Here is a 22,652-nt window from a genome sequence, read left to right as displayed (position 1 = left end):
GCACGGCAAGGCGCCCCGCCTCAGCCCTGGCGGGCAGGAGGACCACGGACGGGTCCTCCCGAGCCGGGCCGCCGGCCTCGCCGACCGCAAGGGCACGACAAGGCGCCCTGCGTCAGCCCTGGCCGGGCAGGAGGACCCACGATCCGGCCGGCCGGTGTGCCCGTGGGCTCATCCCTCCGTGTGCTCCCCGCGTCCCGGCAGGTGGTAGACGTGGAAGGCCTGCCCGATGACCGGCTGGGCGACGTTGCGGACCCGGATGCCGCCGCTGGTCATGCCGTGCTCGCTGCCGGCGTGGGCGTGGCCGTGCACGGCGAGGTCCGCACCCGCGGTGTCGATGGCCTCGGCGAGCAGATAGCTGCCGAGGAACGGATAGATCTCCGGCGGCTCCCCCGCCAGGGTGTCCGGCACCGGCGAGAAGTGGGTCAGGGCGATGCGGACGTCGCAGTCCTGGTCGGCCAGCTCCTTCAGCGCGGCGTGCAGGGAGTCGGCGCACCGGCGGGTGTAGCGGACGAACTCCTTCATGAGGGGTTCGCCGAACTCCCCGGCGCAGCGACCGACGAATCCGCCGCCGAAGCCCTTGGTGCCGGCCACCCCGATCCGTGCCCCGTCGGCGCTGACGACGGCGGCCTCCCCCTCCAGGACGTGGGCCCCGGCGTCCCGCAGGATCGCGGTGACCTCCTCCGGCCGCTCGTCGTGGTGGTCGTGGTTGCCGAGTACGGCGACGACGGGCACCCCGAGGTCCTTGATCTCCCGTGCGACGACCGCGGTCTCCTCCGGAGTGCCGTGCCGGGTGAGGTCCCCGGCGAGCAGCAGGACGTCGGCGCACCCGGGCAGCGTCTCGAACGAGGGGCGCAGGGTGCCCTGGCTCGCGGGGCTCATGTGGATGTCCCCGACGGCCGCGACGCGGATCATGTCAGGTCCTCTCCGTGGTCGGGCGAGGAGGTTCCGGCGACGAGGATGTCGCAGTGGACGGGGTGCCCCGCCAGTTCCTCGCGGGCCATGTGGCAGATCTCGTCCCGGCACTGGCCGGACGGCACGGTGCCGGTCAGCAGGACGGCCTCGCCGCGCAGCTCCACCCGTATGCCGAGTTCGCCGAGGTCCCCGGAGGCCAGGTGCTCGGCGAGGTGGGCGACGCGGTAGTCCAGGGTGCCGCCCGCCGACGGGGGCGGCGGGCTCGTGTCGGTCATGGCTGCCCCTCCTGGGGGTCGATCACGTTCAGCCGTTCGAGCAGGAAGAGGAAGGCGGCCGGCATGGGCTGGTCGCCGCAGGCCGCGCGCACCGCGTCCCAGTCGACCTTCTCGCGGACGGCACGGGCGACGGGCAGGACGGCCCCGAAGTCGCAGTAGTGCTCGGAAAAGGCGCTGATCAGGCTGTGGATCAGATCGGTCGGGGCGAGCACGGGCATCAGCACCGAGTCGACCGGCAGCACATGCGCGCGCTCGAGCATGGCCTCGGTGACGGGCTGGTGCGCGAGGGCGAAGATGATGTCGACGTTCTGCCCGCGGCAGGTCGTCTTCAGCAGCCAGTCCTCGGGCGGGGTCCGGATGGGCAGGCCGGCCTCGTGCAGGGTGGCGGCTACCGCCTCGGCTTCCTCGGGCAGCACGCAGAAGTCGGCGTCGTGCTGGAGGTAGCGGCTCCCGCCGTGGGCGTACACGGCCACGCTGCCGGCGAGCGCGAAGCGATGGCCTGCGCGTTTGAGCAGAGCGCCGATCTCCTTGGCGGCCTCCAGGATCGCCTGGCTGCGGTCCTGCGGCAGCTCCGGCTGGCCCCCGGACACGGCAGGGCGGTCCGGCTTCGCGGCGAGGCGGAGCTCGGTGACCTCCGGCCGCCCGGCAGGGGCGGCACCCTCCCCGTTGTGCGTCATGGTGTCTCCGTTTCGCGGCCCGGGTCCCCCGGATCGGCCGGTTCTGATCCGGGGAGTCGTACGGGTACCCGGCGCGACCGCACCGACACCGCGCACCGCGGGCATCACTCGCCGGCTCGGGGCGGACCCGCGGCAGCCGCGGCAGTCGGCCCACGCGCTGCTGCTTCCGGCCGTGCCCATCGGGGTGATCACGGCGGTGGACACGCAGACCCCCACCGGTGTCCCGGCCCGCGCGAGCGCCGGCAGGCCCGGGTCCGCACGGTCGCCGAGGCCGCGGAGCACGGGCGGGCGCCGCGCGCGGTGCGGTCTCGGCCGCCGTGTTCAACTGCCTTTGCGCCAATGTTCAGTTGCCCGGGTGGCCCTCGGGCACGGCCGTTGTGAGAATCTCCGGGGCCCCGACAGGGAGGTTCCCATGTCCGTACGACACCTGCTCGCCGGCCTGGCCCTGGTGCCGGCGCTGATGTTCCCGGCCGCCGCCCAGGCCGCGTCCGGCGGCGGGCACCAGGCCCGCTTCGATCTCCAGGCGCACCGCGGCGGTCTCGGCATGACGACCGAGGAGTCGCTGGAGGGCTTCGGCAAGGCGATGCGGCTCGGGGTGTCCACGCTGGAGCTGGACACCCAGATCACCAAGGACCTGAAGGTCGTCGTCAACCACGACCGGCAGATCAGCGGCGTCAAGTGCGAGGACACCGGACCGGTGACGCCCGGCGACCCGATGTATCCCTATGTCGGCAAGTACATCAAGGACCTGACGCTGGCGCAGATCAAGACGCTGGACTGCGGCTACCAGCAGCTTCCCGGCTTTCCCGAGCAGGAGGTCGTCAAGGGCTTCCGGATGGCGGAGCTGAAGGACGTCCTGGACCTGGTCAAGCGCTACCACGCCTGGGGTGTGAAGCTGAACATCGAGACCAAGGTCGAGGCGGGGGCGCCGGAGCAGACCGCGCCGCGGGAGGTGTTCGTGCGGCGGGTGTACGAGGAGATCCACCGCTCGGGCATCGAACGGCAGGTCACCATCGAGTCGTTCGACTGGGGCGCGCTGAAGGCGATGCACCGTCTCGCGCCGAGGTGGCCGCTGGTCGCGCTGACCAACTACGACTTCCTGCAGGTCGGTCAGCCCGGCGCGTCCCCGTGGCTCGGCGGGATCGACGCCGACGACTACGGCGGGGACTTCGTGAAGGCGGCCGCCACCGTCCCGGGCGTGACCACGCTCTCCCCCAACTACGGCTTCCCGCAGACCGGAAAGGTCGGCGACCCGGGCTTCCGCTTCTACTCGGACGCGGCGATGGTCGCCGAGGCGCACGCCCGCGAGTTGAAGGTGGTCCCGTGGACCTGCGACGACCCGGCGACCGTGGAGGCGCTGATGGACATGGGCGTCGACGGCGTCATCACCGACTACCCGAACCGCGTACGGCGGATCATGGCCGACCGCGGGATGCCGCTGCCCCGGTCCTACGCTCCGCACGGGCGCCCCTGACCGGCACGGCGGGCGTGAGCCCCGCCCCGAGTGGGGCGGGGCGGGACCGCACGCCCCCGGTCAGCGGACCTGCTTGAGGTCGGTGATCTTCAGGGTCTTCAGGTCGGACTGCACGTCGATCCGGCTGACCTCGGCGTGCGCGCCGTCGCTCCAGGTCAGGGTGACCCGGCTGGTGGCGTGCCCGGCGCCCGAGCCGGTGTAGGCGACCTTCCACTTCACCGGCACGTTCTGCGCGAACAGGATGCCGTCGGCGTGCTCCTTCTTCTCGAAGGCGGCGACCTTCTTCTGCGCGGGGGCGGAGAGGTAGAAGGCGCGCAGCGCCTTGGCGGCGTCGCCGGCGGACTTGTCGTCGGTGGACCAGACGGCGTCGATGTAGGCGCCGTAGAAGTTCGCCACGTGCTGGGTGACGTTGCGCGGGTCGCCCTGGGCGGAGGACACGGCGGCGGCGCGGGTGGTGCGGTTCGCTCCGGCGCCCGCGAGGGCGGGCGTCACGGCGGCCAGGGTGAGGCCGCCGGTGAGGGCCACGGCGGTGATCAGGGTGGTGCGGTTGCGGACGGACATATGTCTTCTTCCCCCGTTTTCTGCACGACCGGGCTGATCCCGGCCGTCGGCGGACCTTAAGACCTCAATTCCCTCGCCCTGGTTCCGCTTTCCCACTGCCTTTTTCCCCTTCCGTACACCGAACATGAGACAGCCGGATGGTTGTGCCGGATTCCGGTCGGGTTTCCGCGCTCTTTCGGTCATTCAGCGCCGGACGCCCGGCCGCCCGCCGCCTCCTCCACGAGCCGGGCGAGGTTGTCGAGGGCCATCCGGGTGCCGCGTTCGTTGTCCTCGCGGGGTACGGCGTCGGGGACGCCCTCGTGCACGATCTCCACGTCCGTGCCGCCGTCGCCGGCCGCGGTGAGCCGGGTCGTCATGGTCATGGTGCCGCGCACGGCGTCGTCGCCGGCCTCGAACTCCAGCACCTCCACCACCAGGGCGCCGGGCACGAGCCGGGCGAAATGACCGCGGTAGGTGTCCGTGGCCCCGCCCGACTTGCCGCTGGCGGAGTCGTCGTCGTAGGTGAGGGAGACCCGGAAGGCGCCGCCCTCCCGGAGGTCGAAGGTGTGCACGCGGGCGGTCATGCCGGCCGGGACGCGCCAGGCGGCGATCGCGTCGGCGTCGGTCAGGACCCGGTAGACGGCGTGCGGCGGCGCCTGGACCCGCCGGGAGACTCGGGTGGCGTACATGGGGCACACGCTAGCGGCCGGGGCGCCGTCCGTCCCGCCGTGCGAAGGGGTCGGGGCCGGGGTCCGGGAGGTGGGTCGGACCCCGGCCCCGGGTCGGCGGGGCCGTCGGGCGGCCGCGCGGCGGGGCGGCCGGTCAGGGTTTGCGGGCGACCGCGCCGTACATCGCGATGTCCTCGTCCCGGATGCCGGCCTCGCCGGTGCCGTCGGGGTGCCACTTGTGCACCTGGACGATGCCCGGCTCGACCAGTTCCAGCCCCTCGAAGAACTCGTGGGCCTCCTGAAGGGTGCGCAGCCGCATCGGCATGTTGCGGGCCGCGTACTCGCGGGCGACCCGGCCCACCTCCTCGGGCGCGAACTCGGCGGTGCCGATGGACATCGCGAGATAGCTGCCCGAGGGCAGCGGCTCCAGCAGCCGCCGTACGACCCCGACCGCGTCGTCCTCGTCCAGCATGAAGTGGACGATCGCGATGACGGTGAGGGCGACGGGCCGGCTCAGGTCCAGGGTCTCGCGCAGTTCGGGGGCGCCGAGGATGGCCGCCGGGTCGCCGAAGTCGGCCTCCAGGTACGACGTCCGGCCTTCGGGCGCGCTGGCCAGCAGGCCCTGGGAGAGGGTGAGCACGATCGGGTCGTTGTCGACGTAGACGACCCGCGACTCGGGGGCCACGGCCTGGGCGATCTCGTGCAGGTTGGGGGAGGTCGGGATGCCCGTGCCGATGTCCAGGAACTGGCGCATGCCCGCCTGTTCGGCGAGCCAGCGCACGGCGCGGTTCATCCAGTCGCGGTTGGCGCGCATGTGGACCGGGAGCGCGGGCCACTCGCGGGCCATGGCGTCGCCGGCCTCCTTGTCGGCGGGGTAGTAGTCCTTGCCGCCGAGGATGTAGTCGTAGATGCGCGCGGAGTGGGCGTTCTCGGTGTCGATGCGGTCGGCCGGCCATCCGTTGTCGGGCAACGCCGTGTCTCCCATTCGGGTCGGGGGCGGGGGCTTGCGTACGAACTGGTGGGTCACAGCTCCTTGCGGATCGCGCCGAGCAGGGCCTCGGTCTTCCGGGCGGGCGCGGCCTGGGCGCCGAGCCGGTCCAGCGCCTCCCGGTAGACCACGACGTCGTCGGCCTTGTCGAGGTAGACGGCCCCGACCAGGCCGCTGAGGTACACGATGTCGGGCAGTTCCGGGGCCCGGAACCGGAAGAGGTGGCAGGCGCCCGCCCGCAGCGCCGGGTGCGGGCCGTTGGCGAACGGCATGATCTGCACGGTCACATGGGCCAGCCGGCTGACCTCGATCAGATGGTCGATCTGCGCCCGCATCACCTCGGCACCGCCGACCGGCCAGCGCAGCACCGTCTCGTCCATCACCACCCACACCCGCGGCGGCGCCGGGCGGGTCAGCAGTTCCTGGCGGCGCATGCGCAGCGCCACCCGGCGTTCGGTGGCCTCGGCCGAGGCGTGCGGGCTGTCCGCGCCGAGCAGGGCGCGGGCGTAGTCCTCGGTCTGCAGCAGGCCGTGCACGAACTGGTTCTCGTACGCGCGGATCTGCAGCGCGGCCTGTTCCAGGCTGAGATAGGCGGCGAACCAGTCGGGCATCACATCGCGGTAGGTGTGCCACCAGCCGCGTTTGTTCGCCTCGCGCACGGACTTCAGGAAGGTGTCGATCTCGTCCTGGTCGGTGACACCGTACACCTGGAGCAGCTTCTCGGCGTCCGCGAGCCTGAGCCGGGCCACCTTGGCGGCCTCCATGCGGCGGATCGTGGAGTGGCTGACCCCGATGGCGGCGCCCGCCTCGGCGTAGCTGAGGCCGGCCCGGGTGCGCAGTTCCTCCAGCTGGCGGCCGAGGATCATGCGCAGCACGGAGGGGGCGCCGCCCCAGTCGGTCTCCGCGGTCACGCCCCCACCCCCTCGCCAGGTCACAGGACACGGTCGCACACGATCGCTTCCGTGGCCCCTTCGATCACGTTCCGGCCCCGAGCAGCATGCACTTCGCCGCCTGCAAATTTCAACTTGCAGGTTGCGGAGCGTTCTTGGCCGGTGTCACAGTGGACGAACTGCTCCGGCCGACCCAAGGAGCAGGCGGCCCGGCCGGGTTGGGGGAGACCTCGGCCGCACCACGGCCTCAGTCGGGAGGCGGTGCGTCGTCTGCTGCGCGAGCGGCCGGCCCGACACCGGACACCCCCGCACGAGGCCGGACGAAAGGCGCACGGCGATGGCTCCGCCCTCCCTCCCCCACCCTGCAGAGAGCCACAGCCCCGCCGGGCCCCCAGCCCCGTTACCCCGGCCGGCGGTCCCGCGCCCGCACCGGCCACCGGTCCCCGCGGACGGCCGGCCCACGACCCCGGACTCCGCACCACCCGAGCACGGGGCCCGTCCCGGCCGCGGGGCGGACACCGCGGGCCCTCCGCATCCGCCCGCCGAACCCGCGACCCGCCCGGTCCGGGCTCCGGCTCCCGTGGCCCGGCTTGCCCGTGCTCCGGGCGACGCGGGCCCGGAGCACGAGGCCGCGGACGAGGCAGGCCCACGAGAACGGTCGGCGGACACGGCGAAGGGACCACACTGGTGCGCGGGTGCGGCGGACACGCCGGGCCGGTGCGCGGACACCGGGCAGGGACCACACGAGTGCGCGGGAGCGGCGGACACGCCGGGCCGGTGCTGCGCGGACAGCGCGCAGGGACCGCACGAGTACGCGGAAGCGGCGGACGCGCCGGGCCGGTACGCAGACACCGCGCAGGAACCCCACCGGCGCACGGGAGCGGCCGACACGCCGGACCGGTGCTGCGCGGACAGCGCGCAGGAACCCCACCGGCGCGCGCGTGCGGCGGACACGCCGGACCAGTGCGCAGACACCGCGCAGGGACCACACCGGTGCACAGGAGCGGCAGACGCGCCGGAGCCGCACGGGTGCACGGGAGCCGGGGACACGCCGGGCCGGTACGCAGGCACCGCGCAGGAACCACACCAGTGCACGGGAGCGGCCGACGCGCCAGACCGGTACGCACACACCGTGCAGGAACCAGACCGGTGCACAGGAGCGGCGGACGCGCCAGGCCGGGCAGAGGCCGGTGCCGGGGACATGCCGCGCTCCGGTGCGGACGCCGTGCGGCAGCCGCGCCGGTCGTCGGTTCCGGCCGGTGTCCTGACACCGCCCGGCGGCGAGCGCCTGGGTCGGCTCGCTGGGCCCGTCGGCGCCGACCGGCCGGCCCCGGGGCCCCCGCCGCGCCGCTCCGCCGCCGGGTTCGACCTGCCGGCCCGCCCCGCGGCCGTCGGCACCGCCCGCCGGGTCGTCCGGGACCTGCTGACCGCCTGGGACGTGCCGGAAGGCGCCCGGGACGACGCGCTCCTGGTGACCTCCGAGCTGGTCACGAACGCCCTTGTGCACACGGCCGGTACGCGGATCGCCTGCCGACTGCGTCGTATGGCGGACCGGCTGCGCATCGAGGTCGAGGACCAGGCAGGCGGCCCGGTGCTGCCGGCGGCCCGCTGCCCCGGCCCCGAGGACCAGCACGGGCGCGGGCTGTTCCTGGTCGACACGCTCAGCCGCGACTGGGGCGTGACCCCGGTCGGCGGCAGACCCGGCCGGGTCGTCTGGGCGGAACTGCCGACCGGCCACGGCTGACACCGTCCCCCCAACTAGCCCCCGGACCGCCCCCCACCAGTCCGAAGCAGTCCGAAGGATCCCCATGCACCACATCACCCCCACCCCCACCCCCACCCCCACCCCGTCCGCCGACCCCTCCTGGACCCGCACCCACCCCAAGCCCGGCTCCGAGGAACAGGACGGCTGACCCCCAACTGCCGGCGGTCCGTGGGGGCGCTCCCTCACACCGGCCAAGCCCCACCCAGCCGGAGCCCCACAACGGACCGGACTCACCCCCCACCACTCCCCCCCCGCCCGTCTCCGGCCGAAAACGCCCCTCACCACACCCCGGCAGGCCCACGAACCCCGGTAGATTCGCCGGCGGTGCGGGTCGTCCGCATCCGGCCGGGGCACGGGGTCCGTGGCCGCCGGGCGTCGGCTGCGTCGGGGGTGTGCATGGGCTGGTCGGTGATCCGCCGGAGGCGGGCCGCGCCGGCCGTGCTGCCCGTGCCCGGGCGGTGCGGGCCCGAGGCCGGCCGGCATGTCCTGGCCACCGAGCGGCTGTTGCTGTTCACGCCCCGCACCCGGCTGGACGTGGCGGCGGCGCTCGCCGCCTGCGCCGACGCCGAGGCGCAGCGCTGGCTCGGCACCCAGGCGGACGAGGTCCTGCCCGACCCGGGCGTCCGCAGGGCGCTGCTCGCCTGGCGGCCGGCCGGTGACGACGGGCGCCGGGTGCCCCGGAAGCTGGCCCGGCCGTATGTGCCCGGCCCGGACGACCCGCTGCTGCTCGTCTGTGTCCGCAGGTCGGACCTCGGCTACGCGGGCGCCCTCGAACTGGAGCCCCGGACGGGCGAGATGGGCGGCTGGCTGGCACCGGCCTGCCGCGGCCAGGGCCTGGGCGCGGAGCTGTTCCGCGCGGGCGCGGCGCTCGCGCACGCCCATGCCGGGCTGGCCACGGTACGGGCCGGCGCCGAGCCCGGGAACACCGCGAGCCGGCGGGCCCTGGCCCGGGCCGGTTTCGTGCCGGCCGAGGGGCCGCCCCGGCACACCCTGCCCGACGGCCGCGTGGTCGAGACCGTCTGGCACCGGCACGACAGCCCGGCCGCCTCCCGCTGCCGCTGACCCCCCACCCGTTCGAGCCCTTCTTGGAGAGCCGACGTGACAGACACCGGATTCAGCCCGGAACGGATCGACACCGGCAAGCCGCACCCCGCGCGGATGTACGACTGGTTCCTGGACGGCAAGGACCACTACCCCGTCGACGCCGACGCCGCGAACAAGGTGCTGGAGCTGTTCCCGGACGTCAAGGACACGGCCTGGGCGAACCGCGAGTTCATGAACCGGGCCGTCCGTTTCGTCGCCCGCGAGGGAGTCGACCAGTTCCTGGACGTGGGCACCGGGATCCCCACCGAGCCGAACCTGCACCAGATCGCGCAGGAGGTCACGCCGAGCGCCCGGGTGGTGTACGCCGACAACGACCCGATCGTGCTGCGGCACGCCGAAGCCCTGCTGCAGGGCACGCCCGAGGGCCGTACCGCCTATCTGCACGCCGATGTCCGCCGGCCGGAGCGGATCGTGGCGTACGCGCGCGAGCATCTGGACCTCACCCGGCCCGTGGGCCTGTCGCTGATCGCGCTGCTGCCGTTCGTCGCCGACGAGGAGGATCCGTACGGCGTCGTACGGACCCTGACGGAGCCGCTGGCGTCCGGCAGTTGGCTGATGCTCTCGCATGTCAGCGCCGAGTTCGACCCCGAGGTCTGGGAGCGCATAGCGGCCGTGTACCGCTCCGGCGGCACCCGGGTCCGGGCGCGCTCGCACGCCGAGGTGCGCCGGTTCTTCGCCGGACTGGAGCTGTCCGAGCCGGGTGTCGTACCGGCGACCACGTGGCGCCCCGAGCCGTGGATGCGGGTCCGCCACGAGCAGCCGGTGTACGTCGGGGTGGCCCGCAAGCCATGAGCGCGCGGGCCGCGTCGGCGCCGGACCGGCCGCTCAGTCCCCGGGCATCAGCCCGGCCGCGATGGTGGCCCCGAGTTCCCAGCACGCCTCCGTGTCGCCCTTGCCGGGCTCGCCGGTGACGGTGACCGCGTCCGCCGCACGGCGCCAGCCGAGGCCGGTGGTGACGGCCTCGATGGCGCGGACGGCGCCGGTGACGTCGTTGCCGCCGTGCACGTAGTAGCCGAACGGCCGGCCCCGGGTCTCGTCCAGGCAGGGGTAGTAGACCTGGTCGAAGAAGTGCTTCAGCGCGCCGGACATGTACCCCAGGTTCGCCGGTGTGCCGAGCAGATAGCCGTCGGCCTGAAGGACGTCGGAGGCGGTCGCGGACAGGGCCGCCCGGCGGACGACGCGAACGCCCTCGATCTCCGGCGCGGTGGCGCCGGCGACGGCGGCCTCGAACAGCGCCTGGCAGTTGGGCGACGGGGTGTGATGGACGATCAGCAAGGTAGCCACACCCGCACCCTGCCGTGCCGCCGCCGCGCCCCGCAAACGGCGGGCGTGGCGGGCGGTGCGGCCGGGTAGGGAGACGGCACCCGAGAACGGGAGGGGATGCCGTGACAAGGGCGCCCGCACGCGAGTCCGGCCCCCGCCCTCCGTGGCCGCGGGCCGGCTACCGGTGCCGGCCCGCGACCGGTGCCGACACGGACGCGATCCACGGCCTGGTCGCCGCGTACGAGCGCGCGCTGCACGGCCACGTCACGACCGGCGCCGACCGCATCACCTCCGAGCTGACCCTGCCCGGCGTACGGCCGGAGCACGACACGCTGCTCGTGCACGACGACGGCGGAGCCGTGGCCGGCTACGGCTGGGTGAAGGGGCGGCGCGCCCGGGTCCATGTGCACCCCGGACACCGGGGCCGCGGCCTCGGCGGCGCCCTGCTCGCCTGGACCGAGGCGCGGGCCCGGCAGGCGGGCGGTGACCGGCTCGCGCAGACCGTCGCCGACGCCGATCACACCGCGACCGCGCTTCTGCGGGCCGGCGGCTACTCCCGGATGGTCACCGAGTGGCTGCTGGAGATCGCGCTGCCCGGCGAACCCGAGGTGCCCGATCCGCCGGCGGGCATCGCCGTACGGCCGTTCCGGCCCGGCGACGAGCAGGCCGCGTACCGGCTCACCGAGGACGCGTTCGACGAGTGGCAGCCGCGGCGCAAGAGCTACCCGGAATGGGCGCGGCTCACCGTCGAGCGCACCGCGTTCCTGCCGGCGGCGTCACCGCTGGCCTTCGCCGGCGATCAGCTGGTGGGGGCGGTGCTGTCGCTGGACGTCCCCGGCCATGACGAGGGGTACGTCGAGCGGGTCGCGGTACGGCGCGACCAGCGCGACCGGGGCATCGCCCGGCTGCTGCTGCGCGAGGCGTTCCGCACCTTCCACCGCCTCGGCAGGCCGGCCTGCACCCTGTGGACCCACTCCGGCACCGGCGCCCTCCCGCTCTACGAGCGCCTGGGCATGACGGTGCGCCGCAGCTCCACGGTCTACGGCAAGGCCCTCACCACCGGCTGACCGGTCCGGGCGAATGTCCCTGCGGCGTCGTCCGTGCCCTCGGTTACAGTGGCGCCCCTGAACAGGAGGGGGCGGGACGTGCGGGTCAGGGTGGGGTTTGCGGGGCGGGGAGCGGCTGTGGCGGTGGCGCTCGCCGCGCTGCTCGCCGGGTGCGCGGGGTCGGCGGACGACGACGGGAAGAAGGCGGCCGGCGCTTACCCGGCCGACAGGAGTGAGGCCAAGGGGGCGGCGGCGAGCGGCGGTTCGGTCGGCGCGGCCGGCTCGGACTGCGCGCTGCCCGTCCGCTTCGACGTGGCGGAGCACTGGAAGCCCAAGGCGATCGACGCCGGGGCGGAGCCGTCGAAGGCGTCGAAGGGGTCCGGCGACGACCTGGGCGCCGCCGTCGCCGACTCCCTGCTGCACCAGGGCCCGGTCACCGCGGCCTGCGAGATCGACGCCAAGCCGGCGGGGCACATCGGGTTCCTGCGGGTGTGGACCGGCACGGCGGGCACCACCGATCCGGGCACGGTGCTGCGGCAGTTCGTCGCCGCCGAGGACGGCGCAGGCAAGGCGACGTACCGCTCCGTCAGGACCGGCGGCGGCCTGAAGGGCGTGGAGGTGGAGTACCTCTACACCAGCGAGCTCCTGGACGAGACGAAGAAGGAGACGGCGCTGGCCGTCGGCACACCCGACGGCCCGGTCGTCCTGCACCTCGGGGGCATGGACACCGAGGAGCACGAGGCGATGCGGCCGGCGTACGAACTGGCCAAGCGGACGCTCCGGTTGGGCTGAGGGCCGCGAGCCGCGCCCGGCGGCGCCTCAGTCCACGGTCGTGGGCCGGCCCAGATAGGTGAGGGGACCGGCGTCCGCGACCGGTATCTCCTCGAAGCCGAGCCGGTCGTAGAAGGCGCGGGCGGCGGTGTTGACGGTGACCATGCCGAGGTGGACGGCGTGAACTCCCTGGTCGCGCAGGGCGTTCAGGAAGGTGTGCATCAGCCGGCGGCCATGGCCCTGCCCCTGCCAGGGCGGCAGCAGGTCGATGTGGAGATGGGCGGGGCGGCCGGCGAGTTCGGGCACGAGCATGCGCTCCGGGTGGTGCAGAAGGCGGATCATCTCCTCGGTGGGCGTGCGGGGCGGCTGCACGGGCTCCGGATAGCGGTCGGCGAGCAGGGGGATCCAGCTGTGCCGGAAGTCCTTGACGAAGCGTTCGGTGTCCGCGGTGCCGACGATGTAGCCCACGGCCCGTCCCGTGCCGTCGTCCAGCACGAAGGCGAGGTCCGGGTCGAAGTGGCAGTACGGCTCGGCGAAGAGCGGGGGCATGAGGCGCTGGTCGGGGTACAGGGCCCGGGAGTCGCCGCCGTTGTGCGCGGTGCGGACGCAGACGTCGGCCACCGCGTCGCGGTCGGCGGGACGGTACGGCCGGATGGCCGGTGTGGGAGACGGAGAGGGCATGGGGTCATCCTGGCCCGCTTGGGAGCGCTCCCACAAGCCGTTTGGCCATTGGCTCGTCCATCCCGGGCACGCGGCGGCCCACTGCGTGGAGCGGGCCGCCGCGACGAGGACGGTCAGTACCGCAGGCGCCTGGCCCTGAGCAGCATGACCAGGCCGGACAGGGCGAGCAGGGTGCCGAGTACCGCGGGCCACAGATGCGACCCGGTCTCCGCGAGCGCGCCCTGCGAGCCCTGCGGTTGGGGCTGTGCAGGCGGGACATTTCCGGCGGCGCCGGCCTGGCCGGACGCGGACCGGCTCGGCTCGGCCTGGGGCGACTGCTGGGCCGGGGCGGGCGAGGACGTGGACGCCGGGCGCGCGGGGTCGGTGGACCGGTCCGGCTGGGCGGTGCGGTCGGGCTGGGTGCCGTGATCCTGCTTGGTGCCGTGGTCTTGTCGGTCGCCCTTGTCCTGCTGGGTGGTGCCGTGGTGCTGCCCGGCCGTGCGGGTCGGTGCGGTCGTGCGGGTCGGTGCGGTCGTGCGGGTCGGTGCGGTCGTGCGGTCGGGTGTGGTGGTCGCGTCGGTCCTCGGCAGCTGGGAAGCCGACGGCGCCGGGCCGGAGCCGGCAGAGGCGGTGGGCTGCTCCGTCGTACCGCCGCCCGGGGCAGCCGTCGTACCGGAGCCGGAGCCCGGGGCGGCCGTCGTACTCGTGCCGGAGCCCGGCGTGGGCGACGCGGTCGCACCCGAGCCGTCACCGTCGGGGCCGCAGGTGCGGCCGGAGTTGATGCAGTCGACCATGTGGCGCATCAGGTCCTCGTCGAAGACGTTGATGAAGTCGCCGTGGTCGGTGACGGGCTTGTGCAGCTGCTCGGGGAAGGAGTCGACGGCGAACAGCGGAGCCGTCCGGCCGCCGTCCTGGAGGCTCGGCGCCCGGACGTCGTAGACGAGGCGCTGCACCAGCTGCGGAATCGGCCGGAAACCGGCCGGGCAGGAGCCGTCTGGGGCGGTGAAGGCCACATGCGTGCGGTGGTTGGCGCTGTCGGTGTTGCGGCCGTCCCAGCAGCTCTGGAAGCGGAAGGTGCGCACCACGTCGCTGCCCTGCGGGCACAGCGGGTACTTGTCCTTCAGCTGCCGGTCCTCGTAACCGGTGCAGCTCCAGGAGGCGTTGGCGTTGCCGGGCCCGTTGACGAAGGCCTTGGCGTCGCCGGTGATGATGCGCAGGAAGCGGGGCATGTCGGTGACCTTGCCGCGCGGGTTGCCGACGAAGGTCAGGGTGACCTGCTTGGGCGTGACGATCCGGCCCGCGTTGCCCTCCGTGCCGCCGCCGGGGGATCCGGCGTCCCGCTCCTGCGTGCCGTCCTGCAGGCGCAGCACCGGCCAGTAGTACGTGGACCTGTCGCCCTGGTCGACGCAGCTCGTCCCGGCCTTCGCCAGGTCGTCGTCGCTCGCGAAGGCGCTGTTGCCCTGGTTGCCGACGTAGTCGTGGAAGTGGTGGGCGCCGTTGGAGACGCCGGGGGCGACGATGACGTTGTCGGAGTTGCGCAGGCCGTTGGCGTTGACACCGCACTCGGAGGTGAAGCTGCCGCGCGAGGCGTCGGCCTGCTGCGGCGGGTTCGGCGCATCGGGCTGCACCGTGGTGATGTCCGCGTAGTCGGAGGCGACGGGCCCGTTGCCGCCCTGCCCGGCGCCGTTCGGCGGGGCGGACCCGGACGGGGTGGCGCTGCCCGGGGAGCCGCCGGAGGGGACGGCCGTGGCCTGGGAGCCGTTGCCCGTGCCGTCTCCGGGGCGCAGGGTGCAGCCGGCGAGGGCGTCCAGGCCCTGCGGGCGCTCCCCCACCCGGTCGACGGCGTCCGCGATCCGCGCGATCGACGCGTCCCGCTTGTCCTTGAGCGGCTTCATGATGGTGTCGTCGACCGGGCCGGAGTCCTGGCCGGCCGTCCAGCCGGACTGCTGGAGCTGCCGGTAGGCGTCGGCCGTCTGCCGGTCCAGGAGGGCGAGTTCACGGTCCACGTCGGGTCGGGCCGCCTCCGGTACGGCGGTCAGCCGGCTGCCGACGTCGGGGCAGTCGATCGTGGGCATGCCGGTGGACAGGACGTGACCGGTCCCGTTCGTACCGGATCCGTCGCCCCAGCCCTCGGTCGCGGAGGCGTAGACGTTCGCCGCGACGAGCCCGCCTCCGCCCAGCATCAGGGCGACCGCTGCGAAGGTCGCGCGTCGTGCGCGGGTCGGGCGTCTGCGCTTGTTGCGTGCCAAGGTCGTCCCCTGTGTGGTGTGTGCGCCGGTGCGCCGGTCGGGCATGGAACTCCCCGGGCTCATACGGACGGCCGCACCGATGTGTTCAACGCCCTCGCGAATTCACCGGCACCTCACAGGAAAACGCGGGTCTCGCCCCTTCCCCTTCGAACGCCGTCACGAACATCACAAAAAGGTATCGGACATTTCGCACCTCAACCTTCACATGAGCCACACACGTTGGCTAGGTTGACGCGAGGCCGCCCGGCAGGTGAGGGACCGGACGCAACGGCCCAACTGCCCTGCGGGGCAAGGAAGGAGCGTGTCTTCCATGGCGCCGGAGAGCCGAGACGAGGTTCCGGGACGGGACGAGGTACGGCAGCGGATCGACTCCCTCTACGACCAGGCGGAGAACGCGACCGGGAACTACAACGCGACCCGGGCCATGGCCTCGGCGAAGCGCTCGCGGGGCGTTCCGCTCGCCAAGCGGCGGCGGCCGGATCCCGCTCTCGACGAGGTCGCCCGGCAGTGGTTCGAGGCGGCCCGCGCCAAGCTCGGCCCGACCGTCCCCGCCGTACTCCCCGCGGACCGGCTCCCCGACGCCCCGCCAGCCGAGCGGCGCGGCCGGGGCCGGTGGGGCGGCACACCGGACGCCCCGGGCTCGGCCGCGCGCCGCACCGAGGCCCTGGAGCGGGCCGCCGACCGCACGGTGGCCGAGCTGACGGCCGGCCGGCCCACGGACCCGGAGAGCCTGGCCCTCGCCGCCCGCGAAAGCGCCCGAGCGGCACTTCCCGGCCCGCGACGCCCCGAACTCCCAGGTGGGGTAGGCGAGTTGCCCGGGCCGAGCGACGGGGGCCGAGGTGCCGGTGGCGCCGGGAGCATGCAGCAGCCGGGCCCGGGACCCCTGACGGCTCCGGCCGCCCTGACAGCTCCGGCTGATTCGACAACCCTGATGGCTCCGGCCGGCCCGGCAGCGCTGACGGCTCCAGCCGGCGCGGCAGACCATGCCACTCCGGCCGGTTCGGCAAACCGGATGGCTCCGGCCGGATCGGCAACCTGGATGGCTCCGGCTACCGGGGGCGTACCAGCGGGGCTCGGGCCGGTGGGGCCGGCCGGGCTCGGGCCGGTGCAGTCGGGGGGGCTCGGGCCGGTGCAGTCGGGGGGGCTGGGTGCGGTGGATGCTGCGGGCCTGGGTACGGGACTGCCGACTGGCTTGGGTGCGTCGGGTCCGGCGGGCCTGGAAACCGGACTGCCGGCCGGCCTGGGTGTGCCGGACCCAGCGGGCCTGGGGACGGGACTGGCGGCTGGCCTGGGTAGGTCGGGTCCGGCGGGCCTGCAAACCGGACTGCCGGCCGGCCTGGGTGCGTCGGGAGCGGTGGGCCTGAGTACGGGACTGCCGTCTGGCCTGGGTAGGTCGGGTCCGGCGGGCCTGGAAACGGGACTACCGACCGGCCTCGGCACGGGGGACCCAGCGGGCCTGGATAGGGGACTGCCGTCTGGCCTGGGTAGGTCGGGTCCGGCGGGCCTGGAAACCGGACTGCCGGCTGGCCTCGGCACGGGGGACCCAGCGGGTCTGAATGCGGGACTGCCGGCCGGCTTGGGTGCGCCGGAACCTGTGGGCCTGAGTACGGGACTGCCGGCCGGCTCGGGTACGGCTGAACCGGCCGGCCTGGCAGCGGGGTTGACGACCGACCCGGGTGCGGCAGTTCCTGGCGGCCTGGGTGCGGCGCGAGCGGTCGGCCTCGGTCCTGCCGAGACCGGCGTCCTCCCGGTGACCGCCGTCTCAGACGCCCAGGGAAGCTCGGTCCAGGAGCTGGGGCCGTTCCCCGGCGTCACCCGGCCGGGCCGCACCTCCCCCGGCACCTCCAAGGCGGCCAACCAGCGCAAGCTCGCCGCCGCGAGCGACGTGCTCTCCCGGTACACCGCCCGGCTGACCACGTCCACGGCGGCCGCCCACGCCGCGTCCGTCACGGCCGCCGCGCCGCCCCAGTCCATGCCCGCGCCACCGGCCCCGGTGACGGACGTACCGCCCGCGTCGATCACGGCCCAGCCGACCTTCACGGCGGCAACGCCGAACCCGGTTACCGCCGCGACCGCACCACCCGCGCCGGTCACGGCAGCACCCCCGGCATCGGTCATGGCCCCACCGCCCCCGCCGTTCTCAGCGGTACCGCCGACCTCCGCGATTGCCGCCCCACCCCCAGCCGTCGCCGCCGTACCCGCCACACCCCCACAGCCCGCCCCAGCCCCCGCGACCGGGCAGTGGCCCAAGTCGCAGTGGGCGGCGGCTGCCGTGCCGGATCCCAGGACCACGCCAGACGCCATGGCTTCCGTCACCGGCACCGGATCCCTGCCCCCCGTCGCCGAGTCGCTCCAAGCCTCGCGGGCCGCCAAGGCCATCGCGTTCGCTCGGGCGCAGATCGGGAAGCCGTGTGTGTGGGGTGCGACCGGGCCGGACTCGTATGACTGCTCCAGCCTCACCCAGGCCGCCTGGAGGGCCGCCGGGGTGGAGTTGCCACGGGCCGCGTACCAGCAGGCGCTCGCCGGCGCCCCGGTCGCCCTCGCCGGGATCGAGCCCGGTGACCTGGTCCTCTTCTTCGACGACGACCGGCATGTGGGTCTCCACGTCGGCGGCGGGATGATGGTGCACGCGCCGGGGCCGGGGGCGTCGATACGCGAGGAGTCGATCTACGGCGCCGGTGAGTCGGCGATCCACCGGATCGTGCGGCCCGCGTGAGGGCCGGACGGGTCAGCCGCGCCGCCGGCGGGCGCGCCGGCTCTCGTAGTGGTCGAGCAGAGTTTCCTCCAACGGGCGGTAGGTGAGGCCGAGTTCGCGGATGCTGCGGCTGTTGTCGACGCGGAAACGGATGCCCAGGTGCTTGCGGATGTAGTCCCGGGTGAGGCCGAAGGCGGGGCCCAGGACGCGGACCGGCCAGTGCGGGAGCCTGGTGCGCGGCAGCCGTGGATCGCGCGAGTGGTGGGCGAGGATGACGCGGGCCATCTCGTGGAACGACGTCATGGTCTCGGCGGCCACGATGTACCGCCCGTGCGCCGCCGGGTTCTCGGCGGCGGCGATGTGCGCGTCGGCGACGTCCCGGACGTCCGCCGTGGTGAAGCTGAAGTCCGGGGCGCCGTAGCAGAAATACCCCCGGAACAGCTCGTCCAGCAGGAAGAGACTGCCGGAGCCGGAGGCCGGAGTGAAGGAAGGTCCCAGGATCAGCCCGGGGTTGACCGCCACCATGCGCCAGCGGTCCTGCGCCGCCCCGGCCTCCCAGGCGGCGCGTTCGGCCAGCGTCTTGGCGTAGTGGTAGGGGTTGTCCTCGACGGTGCTGGTGGTGTTGAAGTAGCGCTCGGAGAGAACCTGACCGTCCATCGTGAGCACGTCGGCGTACGTGCCGAAGACGGCGCCCACGGTGGAGGTGAACACGAGCGTCCGCACCCCGGGGGTCCGCTCGATCGCCGCCAGGACGTTGCGGGTGCCCAGCAGCGCCGGGTCCACGACGTCCCGCCGGCCGTCCCTGATCTGCTCCGGCATGAGGAACGGCGAGGCCACGTGGAAGACGGCCGAGCAGCCGCGGAACGCGGCGTCGAAGGCGCCGGACTTCAGCAAGTCCGCCTCGAACAGCTCGAGTTGGCCGGGGAACGCCTCCTGCAGCTCCCACAGCGGCCGGACCTTCGGCGCGTCGGCCCTGTCGCGTACGATGGCGTGGACCCGGTGGCCCCGCTCCAGCAGGCGTCGTACCAGGTGGCTGCCGACGAATCCGCTGCCGCCCGTCACCGCCACGGCCGTCCCCGCGTCCGCGCCCACGCGCGCCCCCCTCTCACGCCAGGAGAGGACAGGGTCGCGCATGGCACCGCTCCGGGGGAACGCGCAGGGCAGAGCGATAAGGCAGGTCTGGGTCAGTCATAAGATCCGCTTATGGGGTCATAGACCTGACCCGCATACCGACTTAGGTCTGCCTTAGTTTAGGCTTCCCGATCAGAGTCGCCCATCAGACGCGAAGGGAACCTGATCATGCCGCGCCCCCTGCGGGTAGCCATCGTCGGAGCCGGCCCCGCCGGGATCTACGCCGCCGACGCCCTGCTCAAGTCCGAGGTGGCCGCCGACCCCGGCGTCTCCATCGACCTCTTCGAGCGGATGCCCGCCCCGTTCGGCCTGATCCGGTACGGCGTCGCACCCGACCACCCGCGCATCAAGGGCATCGTCACCGCCCTGCACCAGGTGCTCGACAAGCCGCAGATCCGGTTGTTCGGGAACGTCGACTACCCGACCGACATCAGCCTGGACGACCTGCGCGCCTTCTACGACGCGGTGATCTTCTCCACCGGCGCGATGGCCGACCGCGAGCTGCCCATCCCCGGCATCGACCTGGACGGCTCCTACGGCGCCGCCGACTTCGTCTCCTGGTACGACGGCCACCCGGACGTGCCGCGCACCTGGCCGCTGGAGGCCGAGAAGGTCGCGGTGCTCGGCGTCGGCAACGTCGCGCTCGACGTGGCCCGGATCCTCGCCAAGACCGCGGACGAACTGCTGCCCACCGAGATCCCGCCGAACGTCTACGACGGCCTGAAGGCCAACAAGGCGGTGGAGATCCACGTCTTCGGCCGGCGCGGCCCCGCCCAGGCCAAGTTCAGCCCGATGGAGCTGCGCGAGCTGGACCACTCGCCGAACATCGAGGTCATCGTCGACCCGGAGGACATCGACTACGACGAGGGCTCGATCGAGACCCGGCGCGGCAACAAGCAGGCCGACATGGTCGCCAAGACGCTGGAGAACTGGGCGATCCGCGATGCCGGCGACCGGCCGCACAAGCTGTTCCTGCACTTCTTCGAGTCCCCGGCGGAGATCCTCGGCGAGGACGGCAGGGTCGTCGGCCTGCGCACCGAGCGCACCGCCCTGGACGGCACCGGCAACGTCAAGGGCACCGGCGAGTTCAAGGACTGGGACGTCACGGCGGTCTACCGCGCGGTCGGCTACCTCTCCGAGAAGCTGCCCAAGCTGCCCTGGGACATCGAGTCGGGCACGGTCCCGGACAAGGGCGGCCGGGTCATCGAGGAGGGCGGCGCGCATCTGCAGTCCACCTACGTCACCGGCTGGATCCGGCGCGGCCCCGTCGGCCTGATCGGCCACACCAAGGGCGACGCCAACGAGACCGTCGCCAACCTGCTGGACGACTACGCGAACGGCCGCCTGCACACCCCGGCCGCACCCGAGCCGCAGGCCGTGGACGCCTTCCTCGCCGAGCGCGAGGTCCGCTTCACCACCTGGGAGGGCTGGTACAAGCTGGACGCCGCCGAACGCGCCCTGGGCGAGCCGCAGGGCCGCGAGCGCGTGAAGATCGTCGAACGTGAGGACATGCTGCGCGAGAGCGGGGCGTGAGTCGCGCACGTCAGCGGTGATGAGGGGGCCGGCGCCGGTGCGCCGGCCCCCGCGCACGACGGCGGAGTGCCGAAAAAACCCTGATGGGCCCCCGAAATGGCCCTGTTAGGGTCCAGCCGTGTTCTCCCTCCGTGAGCCCCTGTTCTTCACCCGTCTGCGCGGGGCCCGACGCGTCCTCGTCGCCGGTGCGGGCGGCGGCTTCGACGTCTACGCCGGGCTTCCCCTGGCGCTCGCCCTGCGCTCCGCCGGAAGCGAGGTCCACCTGGCCAACCTGTCCTTCTCCGACCTGTACGGCCTGGGAACCGACCACTGGGTGGCACCGGATGTCGCCGCCGTCCGCCCGGACACCCCGCTGCGCGGCGACTACTTCCCCGAGCGCTCGCTCGCCCAGTGGCTGCGGGCGCAGGGTCTGCCGCACACCGTGTACGCCTTTCCCCTCACCGGTGTCGAGCCGCTGCGCGCCGCCTACCGGGAGCTGGCCGGACACCTGGGCGGGCTGGACGCGGTGGTGCTGGTCGACGGCGGGACCGACATCCTGATGCGGGGCGACGAGCACGGGCTCGGCACGCCCGAGGAGGACATGGCGAGCCTGGCCGCCGTCGCGGGCCTGGAGGAGGTCCCGCACCGGCTGGTGGCCTGCCTGGGTTACGGGGTGGACGCCTATCACGGCGTCAACCACTCGCTGGTGCTGGAGAACCTGGCCGCCCTGGACCGCGCGGGCGGCTATCTGGGCGCCTTCTCGCTTCCCCGGGACAGCGCCGAGGGCGCCGCCTATCTCGACGCGGTGGCCCACGCCCAGCGCTGCCACGCCGGTCACCCGAGCATCGTGCACGGGTCCGTCGCCGCCGCGGTGCGCGGTGACTTCGGCGATGTGCGGTTCACCGAACGCACCCGGGGCAGCGAGCTGTTCGTCAACCCGCTGATGAGCCTGTACTTCTGCGTGGACCTGCCCGCTCTGGCCGACGCCAACCTCTACCTGGACCGGCTGGCCGGCACCGTCCTGATGCGCCAGGTCAGCTCGGCCATCGCCGGCTTCCGCGAGGAGCTGCCCCGCCAGCGCCCGCCCCGGGCGTTCCCGCACTAGTCCGGCACGGACTGATCGAGCAGAGGCTCCCGGAGCATGATGTGGGCATGAAGATTCCCGACCGACGGATCGAACTGTTCACCGGCGCCGGCAGCGAGCACCGGTTCAGCGGCCCCGCGACCGGTGACGAGCGGAGCATGCTGGTGGCGATGCTGGACGCCCAGCGCGCCACCCTCAAGCTGAAGTGCTCAGGTCTCGGGCCGGAGTTGGCCCGGCGGTCCGTGTCCCCGTCCTCGCTGTCCCTGCTCGGCCTCGTCCGACACCTGGCCGACGTGGAGCGCCGCTGGTTCCGGGCGGTGCTCGCCGGGCAGGACGTGGAGCTGCGCTTCTCCTCCCCGCAGGACCCGGAGGGCGACTTCGACGGCGCGGCCCCCGATCCCGAGGTCGTCGCGGCGTCCTGGGAGGCCTGGCACGCCGAAGTCGCCTTCGCGGAGGCGTTCGTCGCCGAGGCCGCGGATCTAGGCATCGAGGGCCACGACGCCTGGCGGGGCACGGTCTCCCTGCGCTGGGTGCTCGTCCACATGATCGAGGAGTACGCCCGTCACAACGGGCACGCCGACCTGATCCGCGAACGGATCGACGGCGCCGTAGGGGTGTGACCGGCCCGGTATGCGCCGCTTGCGGGCACAACTCCCTTCATGTGCGGTCGAGTTACACGGCCGCAGGGTGAACGGGGCCCGCCCCTAAGCGGATGGACGGGCGGGCCCCGTTCGCCGGACCATTCTGCGGGCCACGCGGTGACGCGACCACGTGTGAACGACAGCCGCGCGACGCGCGCTGCACGCACCCCGGGTGCACGGCGCGCGCCTGGGCGCGAGAGCGTGGGCGGCGGGCCGACTGTGCGCGAGGGCGCGGTGGGAGCGGCGCGTCGCCTGTACGCCAGGCAGCGAAGGGGGCGGAAGGCGGCCTGCACTCGGAGGCACACGA

Annotated in this window: 21 protein-coding genes; 10 read left to right on the top strand and 11 right to left on the bottom strand. The window is 73.7% G+C overall.

What is annotated here, in order from left to right; genetic code table 11:
• Positions 1-168: 168 nt before the first annotated feature.
• Genes AB0950_RS21370 through AB0950_RS21360 form a run of 3 tightly spaced genes read right to left on the bottom strand, consistent with a single transcriptional unit; the run spans position 169 to position 1,864 of the window.
• Positions 169-912: a metallophosphoesterase gene (locus tag AB0950_RS21370; protein ID WP_360156410.1), complete on the bottom strand. Its 744-nt coding sequence runs from the start codon at positions 910-912 to the stop codon at positions 169-171.
• The gene (locus AB0950_RS21365; protein WP_360156413.1) at positions 909-1,187 is read right to left on the bottom strand and encodes a BON domain-containing protein; all 279 of its coding nucleotides are present in this window, start codon (positions 1,185-1,187) and stop codon (positions 909-911) included. Before AB0950_RS21365 ends, AB0950_RS21370 begins: the two co-directional genes overlap by 4 nt.
• The gene (locus AB0950_RS21360) at positions 1,184-1,864 is read right to left on the bottom strand and encodes a hypothetical protein (RefSeq protein ID WP_360156416.1); all 681 of its coding nucleotides are present in this window, start codon (positions 1,862-1,864) and stop codon (positions 1,184-1,186) included. Before AB0950_RS21360 ends, AB0950_RS21365 begins: the two co-directional genes overlap by 4 nt.
• Before the next feature lie 412 nt (positions 1,865-2,276).
• Here AB0950_RS21360 and AB0950_RS21355 point away from each other — a divergent pair, with 412 nt between their 5' ends.
• The gene (locus AB0950_RS21355; RefSeq protein ID WP_366779204.1) at positions 2,277-3,338 is read left to right on the top strand and encodes a glycerophosphodiester phosphodiesterase family protein; all 1,062 of its coding nucleotides are present in this window, start codon (positions 2,277-2,279) and stop codon (positions 3,336-3,338) included.
• A gap of 60 nt (positions 3,339-3,398) precedes the next feature.
• On the opposite strand, the gene AB0950_RS21350 is transcribed toward AB0950_RS21355, so the two are convergent.
• The 4 genes from AB0950_RS21350 to AB0950_RS21335 form a co-directional block, all read right to left on the bottom strand.
• Entirely contained in the window at positions 3,399-3,899 is a 501-nt protein-coding gene (locus AB0950_RS21350; RefSeq protein ID WP_366779203.1) for a hypothetical protein, read from the bottom strand.
• Positions 3,900-4,078: 179 nt separating this feature from the next.
• Positions 4,079-4,567: an SRPBCC domain-containing protein gene (locus tag AB0950_RS21345; RefSeq protein ID WP_360156425.1), complete on the bottom strand. Its 489-nt coding sequence runs from the start codon at positions 4,565-4,567 to the stop codon at positions 4,079-4,081.
• Positions 4,568-4,700: 133 nt separating this feature from the next.
• Positions 4,701-5,516: an SAM-dependent methyltransferase gene (locus AB0950_RS21340; protein WP_366779202.1), complete on the bottom strand. Its 816-nt coding sequence runs from the start codon at positions 5,514-5,516 to the stop codon at positions 4,701-4,703.
• A gap of 53 nt (positions 5,517-5,569) precedes the next feature.
• Positions 5,570-6,445, bottom strand: a complete 876-nt coding sequence (locus tag AB0950_RS21335) for a helix-turn-helix transcriptional regulator (protein ID WP_360156431.1) — start codon at positions 6,443-6,445, stop codon at positions 5,570-5,572.
• 1,180 nt (positions 6,446-7,625) lie between these two features.
• On the opposite strand from AB0950_RS21335, the gene AB0950_RS21330 reads away from it, so the two are divergent.
• The 3 genes from AB0950_RS21330 (at position 7,626) to AB0950_RS21320 (ending at position 10,085) form a co-directional block, all read left to right on the top strand.
• A complete protein-coding gene (locus AB0950_RS21330) occupies positions 7,626-8,168 on the top strand; it encodes an ATP-binding protein (protein ID WP_366779201.1) in 543 nt (180 codons plus the stop codon).
• 417 nt (positions 8,169-8,585) lie between these two features.
• Positions 8,586-9,251 (top strand): GNAT family N-acetyltransferase, encoded by a 666-nt coding sequence (locus tag AB0950_RS21325; protein WP_360573059.1) that lies wholly within the window; start codon positions 8,586-8,588, stop codon positions 9,249-9,251.
• A gap of 36 nt (positions 9,252-9,287) precedes the next feature.
• Entirely contained in the window at positions 9,288-10,085 is a 798-nt protein-coding gene (locus AB0950_RS21320) for an SAM-dependent methyltransferase (RefSeq protein ID WP_360156440.1), read from the top strand.
• A gap of 33 nt (positions 10,086-10,118) precedes the next feature.
• Here AB0950_RS21320 and AB0950_RS21315 read toward each other — a convergent pair whose 3' ends face one another.
• Complete coding sequence (locus tag AB0950_RS21315) at positions 10,119-10,697, bottom strand: NAD(P)H-dependent oxidoreductase (RefSeq protein WP_366779200.1); 579 nt, start codon at positions 10,695-10,697, stop codon at positions 10,119-10,121.
• Between AB0950_RS21315 and AB0950_RS21310 the strand changes: the two genes are divergently transcribed.
• Entirely contained in the window at positions 10,679-11,623 is a 945-nt protein-coding gene (locus AB0950_RS21310; RefSeq protein ID WP_366779199.1) for a GNAT family N-acetyltransferase, read from the top strand. The two genes, AB0950_RS21315 and AB0950_RS21310, sit on opposite strands and share 19 nt — an antisense overlap.
• 117 nt (positions 11,624-11,740) lie before the next feature.
• Positions 11,741-12,394, top strand: a complete 654-nt coding sequence (locus AB0950_RS21305) for a lipoprotein (RefSeq protein ID WP_366779198.1) — start codon at positions 11,741-11,743, stop codon at positions 12,392-12,394.
• A gap of 27 nt (positions 12,395-12,421) precedes the next feature.
• Here the strand turns inward: AB0950_RS21305 and AB0950_RS21300 are convergent, their stop codons facing one another.
• Both AB0950_RS21300 and AB0950_RS21295 read right to left on the bottom strand, forming a co-directional pair.
• A complete protein-coding gene (locus AB0950_RS21300; protein WP_366779197.1) occupies positions 12,422-13,054 on the bottom strand; it encodes a GNAT family N-acetyltransferase in 633 nt (210 codons plus the stop codon).
• A 113-nt stretch (positions 13,055-13,167) separates the two neighbouring features.
• Complete coding sequence (locus tag AB0950_RS21295; protein ID WP_366779275.1) at positions 13,168-15,216, bottom strand: DUF1996 domain-containing protein; 2,049 nt, start codon at positions 15,214-15,216, stop codon at positions 13,168-13,170.
• A gap of 1,816 nt (positions 15,217-17,032) precedes the next feature.
• On the opposite strand from AB0950_RS21295, the gene AB0950_RS21290 reads away from it, so the two are divergent.
• Positions 17,033-17,998, top strand: coding sequence for a C40 family peptidase (locus tag AB0950_RS21290; RefSeq protein ID WP_360573067.1), 966 nt, complete (start codon positions 17,033-17,035; stop codon positions 17,996-17,998).
• Positions 17,999-18,010: 12 nt separating this feature from the next.
• On the opposite strand, the gene AB0950_RS21285 is transcribed toward AB0950_RS21290, so the two are convergent.
• Complete coding sequence (locus tag AB0950_RS21285) at positions 18,011-19,111, bottom strand: NAD-dependent epimerase/dehydratase family protein (protein WP_366779196.1); 1,101 nt, start codon at positions 19,109-19,111, stop codon at positions 18,011-18,013.
• 165 nt (positions 19,112-19,276) lie between these two features.
• Here AB0950_RS21285 and AB0950_RS21280 point away from each other — a divergent pair, with 165 nt between their 5' ends.
• The 3 genes from AB0950_RS21280 (at position 19,277) to AB0950_RS21270 (ending at position 22,324) form a co-directional block, all read left to right on the top strand.
• On the top strand, positions 19,277-20,641 hold the full coding sequence (locus tag AB0950_RS21280) for an FAD-dependent oxidoreductase (protein ID WP_360156461.1): 1,365 nt from the start codon (positions 19,277-19,279) through the stop codon (positions 20,639-20,641).
• 118 nt (positions 20,642-20,759) lie between these two features.
• A complete protein-coding gene (locus tag AB0950_RS21275; protein WP_360156464.1) occupies positions 20,760-21,725 on the top strand; it encodes a DUF1152 domain-containing protein in 966 nt (321 codons plus the stop codon).
• A 47-nt stretch (positions 21,726-21,772) separates the two neighbouring features.
• Entirely contained in the window at positions 21,773-22,324 is a 552-nt protein-coding gene (locus AB0950_RS21270; RefSeq protein ID WP_360156467.1) for a DinB family protein, read from the top strand.
• Positions 22,325-22,652 lie beyond the last annotated feature (328 nt).

The organism is Streptomyces sp. NPDC007189 (assembly GCF_040703635.1).
In the GTDB taxonomy this organism is placed as follows: domain Bacteria; phylum Actinomycetota; class Actinomycetes; order Streptomycetales; family Streptomycetaceae; genus Streptomyces.
The sequence above is the reverse complement of the archived record's forward strand: the minus strand, read 5'-3'. Positions and strand labels throughout refer to the sequence as shown.